Source organism: Idiomarina sp. Sol25, from assembly GCF_033052775.1.
In the GTDB taxonomy this organism is placed as follows: domain Bacteria; phylum Pseudomonadota; class Gammaproteobacteria; order Enterobacterales; family Alteromonadaceae; genus Idiomarina.
The window spans coordinates 1-364 of the sequence record NZ_JAUPEW010000056.1; the positions used below are offsets into that span (position 1 = coordinate 1).

A 364-nucleotide genomic window follows, 5' to 3' on the forward strand; every position below is an offset into this window, starting at 1 on the left:
CGGAGACGACACCCTGCGCGGCGGAAATGACAACGATACGCTCTATGGCAATCAGGGGGTCGATGAGCTCAAAGGCGGTGCGGGCAACGACCTGCTGCGCGGCGGAACGCTAGCCGATACCTTCGTCTTCGACGTCGGACATGACCAAGACGAGATCGAGGATTTCAGGCTCAACGAAGATCTGCTGCACCTCTCCTCGGAGCTGGTCGACGGGCTAAGCAGCACCCAGGATGTGGTAGACATTTTCGCCAGCATCCAGAACGGTGTCGTGGTCTTCGACTTCGGCGATGGCGACCAGATCACCTTCTCCAACCTCTCCAACCTCACAGGGCTGGAAGACAATATCCTCATCACCAGCTGATCC

Annotated in this window: 1 pseudogene; it reads left to right on the forward strand. The window is 58.2% G+C overall.

Annotated features, from left to right (window positions below):
• Positions 1–361: pseudogene (locus tag Q5L94_RS13440) on the forward strand (hypothetical protein); the annotation flags it as partial.
• Positions 362–364: the final 3 nt, after the last annotated feature.